This window comes from Bradyrhizobium sp. (genome assembly GCF_049586575.1).
Lineage (GTDB): Bacteria > Pseudomonadota > Alphaproteobacteria > Rhizobiales > Xanthobacteraceae > Bradyrhizobium.
This window is the reverse complement of record NZ_JBAVCF010000447.1, coordinates 1-7,014: the sequence shown is the minus strand read 5'-3', so window position 1 is coordinate 7,014 and position 7,014 is coordinate 1. Positions and strand designations below refer to the sequence as shown.

The 7,014-nt window shown below is 63.5% G+C and carries 4 protein-coding genes and 1 pseudogene; 1 reads left to right on the top strand and 4 read right to left on the bottom strand.

Features of this window, described 5'->3' with window-relative positions; all coding sequences use genetic code 11:
• A partial coding sequence (locus WB528_RS17535) for a DHHA1 domain-containing protein (RefSeq protein WP_423889667.1) occupies nt 1-1,038 on the top strand: 1,038 nt, incomplete at its 5' end.
• Between the two features lie 7 nt (nt 1,039-1,045).
• On the opposite strand, the gene ilvD is transcribed toward WB528_RS17535, so the two are convergent.
• From ilvD to WB528_RS17515, 4 genes and pseudogenes are all read right to left on the bottom strand, one after another.
• The gene (ilvD, locus tag WB528_RS17530) at nt 1,046-2,887 is read right to left on the bottom strand and encodes a dihydroxy-acid dehydratase (RefSeq protein ID WP_423889666.1); all 1,842 of its coding nucleotides are present in this window, start codon (nt 2,885-2,887) and stop codon (nt 1,046-1,048) included.
• Between the two features lie 149 nt (nt 2,888-3,036).
• Nucleotides 3,037-3,537, bottom strand: coding sequence for a DUF3455 domain-containing protein (locus WB528_RS17525; protein WP_423889668.1), 501 nt, complete (start codon nt 3,535-3,537; stop codon nt 3,037-3,039).
• Between the two features lie 11 nt (nt 3,538-3,548).
• Nucleotides 3,549-4,760, bottom strand: a pseudogene (locus tag WB528_RS17520) (NADP-dependent isocitrate dehydrogenase).
• A 343-nt stretch (nt 4,761-5,103) separates the two neighbouring features.
• Nucleotides 5,104-6,831 (bottom strand): alpha/beta hydrolase family protein, encoded by a 1,728-nt coding sequence (locus WB528_RS17515; RefSeq protein WP_423889665.1) that lies wholly within the window; start codon nt 6,829-6,831, stop codon nt 5,104-5,106.
• Nucleotides 6,832-7,014 lie beyond the last annotated feature (183 nt).

Here is a 7,014-nt window from a genome sequence, read left to right as displayed (position 1 = left end):
CTCGACGTCAATCATTCCCGGCGCGCTTCAATCCGCGCCCATCATTCGGCGACGCATCTGTTGCACGAGGCGCTGCGCCAGGTGTTGGGCGATCACATCGCCCAGCGCGGTTCGCTGGTCGCGCCGGATCGCCTTCGCTTCGACTTCGTTCACCAGAAGCCGATCACGGCTGAGGAACTCGCCCGCGTCGAGGACATCGCCAACAACGTGGTGCTGGAAAACGACGAAGTCACCACGCGCCTGATGGGCGTCGACGAAGCGCGCGAGGCCGGCGCCCGCGCGCTGTTCGGCGAAAAATACGGCGACGAGGTCCGCGTGGTTTCGATGGGCAAGACCGCGCGCGAGCACGGTGCGAACGCACTTGGCTGGTCGGTCGAGTTGTGCGGCGGCACGCATGTCAGACGCACCGGCGATATTGGTTTGATCTCGGTGACCAGTGAAAGCGCGGTGTCCTCGGGCGTGCGCCGGATCGAGGCGCTGACCGGGAATTACGCGCGCAAGCACGCCAACGACACGATGCAGCTTGCCAAGAACGCGGCCTCCGAGCTGCGAGCTCCGCTGGAAGAAATGCCGGCGCGGATCGCTTCGCTGATGGACGAGCGCAAGAAGCTCGAGCGCGAGTTGTCGGACGCGCGCAAGAAGCTTGCCATGGGCGGCGGCGCGTCCGGCTCGAACGGGTCGGGCGCAGCAGGCGTGCGCGAAGTCGGCAATGTCAAGCTGATGGCGCGCGCGGTCGAAGGCATCGAGATGAAGGATCTCAAGAGCCTTGCCGATGACGGCAAGAAGCAGCTGGGCTCCGGCGTCGTGGCCATTGTCGGCGTCACCGGCGACGGCAAGGCCGGCGTGGTGGTCGGTGTCACCGCCGATCTTACCTCGCGCTATAACGCAGTTGACCTGGTGCGCGTGGCGTCCGAAGCGCTCGGCGGCAAGGGCGGCGGTGGCCGGCCCGACATGGCGCAGGCCGGCGGCCCCGATGGCGCGAAGGCCGACGCGGCACTGGCTGCGATCGAAAAGGCGATGAAGGGCGGTCCTTGGTGAGGCCGACCTAATCCTTCACCACGCGCACCGCGCCGCGGGCGGCGCTTGTGGTGAGCGCGGCATAGGCTTTCAGCGCCGTCGAAACCTTGCGGCTACGCTTGGCGGGCTTCCAGGCCTTGTCGCCCTTGGCGAGCATGGCTTCGCGGCGGCGTTTCAGTTCGGCATCGTCGACCGCGAGGTTGATCGATCGCGCCGGGATATCGATCTCGATCCGGTCACCGTCCTGCACGAGGCCAATCAAGCCGCCCTCGGCCGCTTCCGGCGAAACGTGGCCGATCGATAGACCCGAGGTGCCGCCCGAGAAACGGCCGTCGGTGATCAGCGCGCAGGCTTTGCCGAGGCCTTTCGACTTCAGATAACTGGTCGGATAGAGCATCTCCTGCATGCCCGGGCCGCCGCGCGGGCCTTCATAGATGATGACGACGACGTCGCCCGCCTTGATCTTGCCGGTCAGGATGGCTTCGACCGCGGCGTCCTGGCTCTCCAGCACGCGGGCGGGGCCCGAAAACTTCAGGATACTGGCGTCGACGCCGGCGGTCTTCACGATGCAGCCATCCACCGCGAGATTGCCGGACAGCACCGCGAGGCCCCCGTCGCGCGAATAGGCATGTTCGGCGCTGCGGATGCAGCCGCTGGTGCGATCGAGATCCAGTTCCTCGAACCGGCGATCCTGGCTGAAGGCCGTCTGCGTCGGAACGCCGCCGGGAGCAGCCAGGTAGAAGTTGCGGACGCTCTCGCTCCTGGTGCGGGTGATGTCCCAGCGCTCCAGCGCGGCGGCGAGCGAAGCCGAGTGCACGCTCGGCAGGTCCGAGTGAACGAGACCGGCCTTTTCAAGCTCGCCCATGATCGCCATCACGCCGCCGGCGCGATGCACGTCTTCCAGATGCACGTCGGCCACCGACGGGGCGACCTTGCAGAGCACCGGCACCTTGCGCGAAAGGCGGTCGATGTCCTTCATGGTGAAGGGCACTTCGCCCTCATAGGCGGCTGCCAGCAGATGCAGCACGGTGTTGGTCGAGCCGCCCATGGCGATATCGAGGCTCATGGCGTTCTCGAACGCCTTGAAGTTCGCAACGTTCCGCGGCAACACGCGGTCATCGTCTTGCTCGTAATAACGCCGCGCCAGATCGACGATCAGGTGCCCGGCCTCGACGAACAGGCCCTTGCGGTCGGCATGAGTTGCCAGCACCGAGCCGTTGCCCGGCAGCGACAGGCCGAGCGCTTCGGTCAGGCAGTTCATGGAATTGGCGGTGAACATGCCCGAGCAGGAGCCGCAGGTCGGGCAAGCCGAGCGTTCGATCACCTCGACATCTTCGTCGCTGACCTTCTCGTCGGCGGCGGCAACCATGGCGTCGATCAGGTCGACCGACCTGACCGTGCCCTTGATGTTGACCTTGCCCGACTCCATCGGTCCGCCCGAGACGAACACGGTCGGGATGTTCAGCCGCAACGCGGCCATCAGCATGCCGGGCGTGATCTTGTCGCAGTTGGAGATGCAGACCAGTGCGTCGGCGCAATGGGCGTTGACCATGTACTCGACGCTGTCGGCGATCAGTTCGCGCGAGGGCAGGCTATAGAGCATGCCGTCATGGCCCATGGCGATACCGTCGTCGACCGCGATGGTGTTGAATTCCTTGGCCACGCCGCCTGCGTTCTCGATCTCGCGCGCGACCAGCTGCCCGAGGTCTTTCAGATGCACGTGGCCGGGAACGAACTGGGTGAACGAGTTCGAGATCGCGATAATCGGCTTGCCGAAGTCCTCGTTCTTCATGCCGGTGGCGCGCCACAGTCCGCGGGCGCCGGCCATGTTGCGGCCGTGGGTGGTTGTGCGGGAACGATAGGCGGGCATGGATTCCTCCAGCGGTGGCGAAGTGGCTCTTTGGGGCCGGGTTGCATACAAATGATCAGGCGCGGCTTACAGGGAAGCCGCGCCTGGTTCGACTCTTAATTTTGCGGTTCAGCGATGTCTGCCGGGGCGCCGGGCGGCCGTGCGGCGTTTCAAGCCTTTTTCAGGAACACGTATTCCGCGGAATAGGGCGCCGATTTGAAAGTGCCTGTCTTGTCGCAGGCTCCCTCGAGCTTGCCGCCCCTGGTGTTGATCCGCTGCACGGTGGTAACACCCGTCAAGACGCCGCTACCGCGCGAAGACGTCACTTGCAGTTTCAGCCAGGGGATATCGGCGGCGGACGCGCCCGGCGCATTGCCGGCCGCCTTGGCGATCACGGCGCTGCCGTCGACATGCTCCCAGGTCGGCCCGGCATAGTGCCGGCCGACGGTCTTGCCGTCGACCAGGAGCGTGGCGATCGGCTCGCGGAACACCCAGGCGAGCTTGCCGTCGGCGCCTGCTTTGCACTCATAGACCTGCGCGCCTTCGGCATGCGCGGTGAGAACAACGGTTTCTCCCGGCGCGGCGACGGCGGCCGGAAGCGCTGTCTGCGCCTTCGCGCTCACAACCAGACCGGACAACAAGAGGGCGGAGAGGGCGACATGTTTGACCAACTGCACGATCGTTACGCCATTGCCCTGGTGAGGTTTTCCGCGACCTTGTCGAGGAAGCCGTTGGTCGAGAGCCAGCGCTGGTCGGCGCCGACCAGTAACGCGAGGTCCTTGGTCATGAAGCCGGCCTCGACGGTGTCGACGCAAACCTTCTCGAGAGTCGAGGCGAATTTCGCGAGCGCAGCGTTGTTGTCGAGCTTGGCGCGATGCGACAGGCCGCGCGTCCAGGCGAAGATCGAGGCGATCGAGTTGGTCGAGGTTTCCTTGCCCTTTTGATGCTCGCGGTAATGGCGCGTCACGGTGCCATGCGCGGCTTCGGCCTCCACGGTCTTGCCGTCGGGGGTGAGCAGCACCGAGGTCATCAGGCCGAGCGAGCCGTAGCCCTGCGCCACGGTGTCGGACTACACGTCGCCGTCGTAGTTCTTGCAGGCCCAGACGTAGCCGCCCGACCATTTCAGAGCCGCCGCCACCATGTCGTCGATCAGGCGGTGTTCGTAAGTGAGTTTCTTGGCCTCGAATTCCTTCTTGAATTCGCGGTCGAACACGTCCTGGAAAATGTCCTTGAAGCGGCCGTCATAGACCTTGAGGATGGTGTTCTTGGTCGAGAGATAGACCGGATAGTTGCGCATCAGCCCGTAGTTGAGCGAGGCGCGGGCGAAATCGATGATGGAATCGTCGAGATTGTACATTGCCATCGCAACGCCGGGGCCCGGCGCCTTGAACACTTCCCTCTCGATGACCGTGCCGTCTTCGCCGACGAATTTCATCGTCAGCGTGCCCTTGCCGGGGAATTTGATGTCGGTGGCGCGATACTGGTCGCCATAGGCGTGGCGGCCGATGATGATCGGCTTGGTCCAGCCTGGCACGAGCCGCGGCACGTTCTTGCAGATGATCGGTTCGCGGAAGATGCAGCCGCCGAGGATGTTGCGGATGGTGCCGTTGGGGGATTTCCACATTTCCTTGAGGCCGAATTCCTTCACCCGCGCCTCGTCCGGGGTGATGGTGGCGCATTTGACGCCGACGCCGACCTTCTTGATGGCGTTGGCGGCATCAACGGTGACCTGATCGTTGGTCTCGTCGCGGTATTCCATCCCGAGGTCGAAATACATCAGGTCGATGTCGAGGAAAGGATGGATCAGCTTGTCCTTGATGTATTGCCAGATGATCCGGGTCATTTCGTCGCCATCGAGTTCGACGACGGGGTTGGTCACCTTGATTTTTGCCATGGGGAATCGGGCCTTTTTGGAATCGCGCGTGAAACCGGAGTGATTTGCCACCGCGCTATAGCACCGCCCGGCGGCGCGCGAAAGCCGAGGGGCTATGCGGTTTCAGCCCATCTTTTTGCTTCATATTTCGGCAGAGGGAAGTGTGCTCCCTCCCCCTGAAAGGGGGAGGGTTGGGGTGGGGGTCAATTGGTGACGCGAACGCAAAGAGAGTCGCAGTCGAAAAGTGACCCCCTCCCGGCTCGCTTCGAAGCGCGAGAGCGCTTCTTGGCTCGCCGACCTCTCCCTTTCCGGGGGAGGTGAAGCAAGAACCGAATTCAGCACACGGCCCTGCGTTACCCGGTGGTCACAACGCCGCCTGCGTGGCGGTGCCGGCCACCACGTACCAGGTGACGAACAGGCCACAAATCAACGCGCCCGGAAAGCTCGTGCCGGTACGCCGCCAGGTGAAGGTAGCGATGACGGCGCATATCGCCAGGAGCGGCACAAACGTAATCGCCACGATCGTGGAGAGCGGCACGAAGCCGGGATCGGGAATCGGATTGAACAGTTTCCCCGACAGCCACATCGTGAGGTATTGCGCGCCGACCAGCACGATGAAGCCAAGCGTCAAGGCCAGAATGTTGGTCAGATAGAGAGCGCCGCGCGAGGCGCCGAGCGAGGAGAAATTGCGGTGCAGGATGTGCAGCGCGATCACAAAAAACGCCGTGATCGGCAGGACATAGATCAGGAAGATCAGGAATTGCTTCGCGCTCATCAGCTTCAAGGCGACGATCCAGAAACGGAAGTCGGTCTTGAAGGCGAGGTCGGAAAGCCACAGCACGGCATAGCCCGCCGCGACCGTGACCAGCGCGATCAGGATCGACGGCCCGATAATGCCGGACCGGGTCGCCCGTTTCGGCGCAAAGGGCATCAAGGCGAGCGCGACAAGGCCGTTGATAACAGCCCAGACCAGAATCTGGTTGGTGATGCCTTGCGGCAAAAAGCGGGACGGCGCGACCAGGCTGCCGCCGAGCGCAAATGCGGGATAGTAAGTCAGCGCCGGGATGAAGGCCGATAGCAGCAACGCTGTGACCCAGCGGCCGCCTTGCGTGGTCGTTTGCGCCGGCGTGGAGCCATCGGCAACCGCAGGCAGCCTCAGATGGGAAAAGATCGGCGCCTCAAGCAGCCCTTCAAACACCCCGAGCAAAAGGACGACAAAGCCGATCAGCGCGATCAGCGTGCCGAGTTCTTTCCGGAACCAGATCTGGTCGCTGGAGGGGCGCGGCGTCCCGCCCTTCAGGGTTTTCGCAAACCAGTCGAGGCTGTACCCGATGGCCTCGTCCGAAATATGCTCGGCGGGATGCGTCAACGCGGGCGTATACAATACCCGCGCGGTGCCTTGCGCGGGATCGCCATATTCCTTGCCGGGCTCGACCGGCCCCTGCGTGCCGAACAGCGCCTGGAGTTTCGGGCTTTGGGTGACATCGCGGGCGTGCTCGACGCCCCACATCAACTCCGGGAACTCTTCATATTTGGCGAACACCAGCGCGACATTGCGCGGCCAGGACGTTGTACCTTCGGCGGCAAAGGGTTTGCCGGTGGAAGAGCCCTCCAGCACCATGGACTTATAGTCGTTGGGCATCGCAGCCGCGGCGGCCAGCACCGTCCAGCCGCCCATCGAGTGACCCTCAAGCCCGATATTGTTCTTGTCGACGAAATCGAGGCTGCGCAGATAGGCGAGGCCGTCCGGACCGCCAAACCCGTTCGCGAAGGCCGGCCCGTCGCTATAGCCGTGCCCGGTCTGGTCGAGCGCCAGCACCACATAGCCGCGGCGGGCGAATTCGATCGCAAAGCCGTCCTGGGTTTCGCGTGAATTGATATAGCCGTGGACCGCGAGAATGCCGGGGGCGGGTAGCTGGGGCGTCGCGTTCGGCGGAATGTAAAGCAGGGCGCTCATGATGTTGCCCTTGGCGCCGGGAAAGCGCACGTCGCGGATTTGAATTCCGCCGGACGTCTGCGTTAGCCAGGCGAGCACGCCGCCGGCCAAAATCAAAACGAGTCCGATAATCGCCAGAGACCATCTGCGATGCATGACACCCCTCCCTGTCCCCCCGATCGTTTTTGTCGTCGGGCGCGTTTTGTTTTCGAGAGGAAGCCTATCCGAAAGCAAAAAACGCGCAAGCGAGCGGTATGACGTTCCAGAATGCAATTCAGACATGAGGTGAGATGGCCGACTTGAAAATTTCGCCAAGCGAAATGTGCGTTGCGGTCAGAA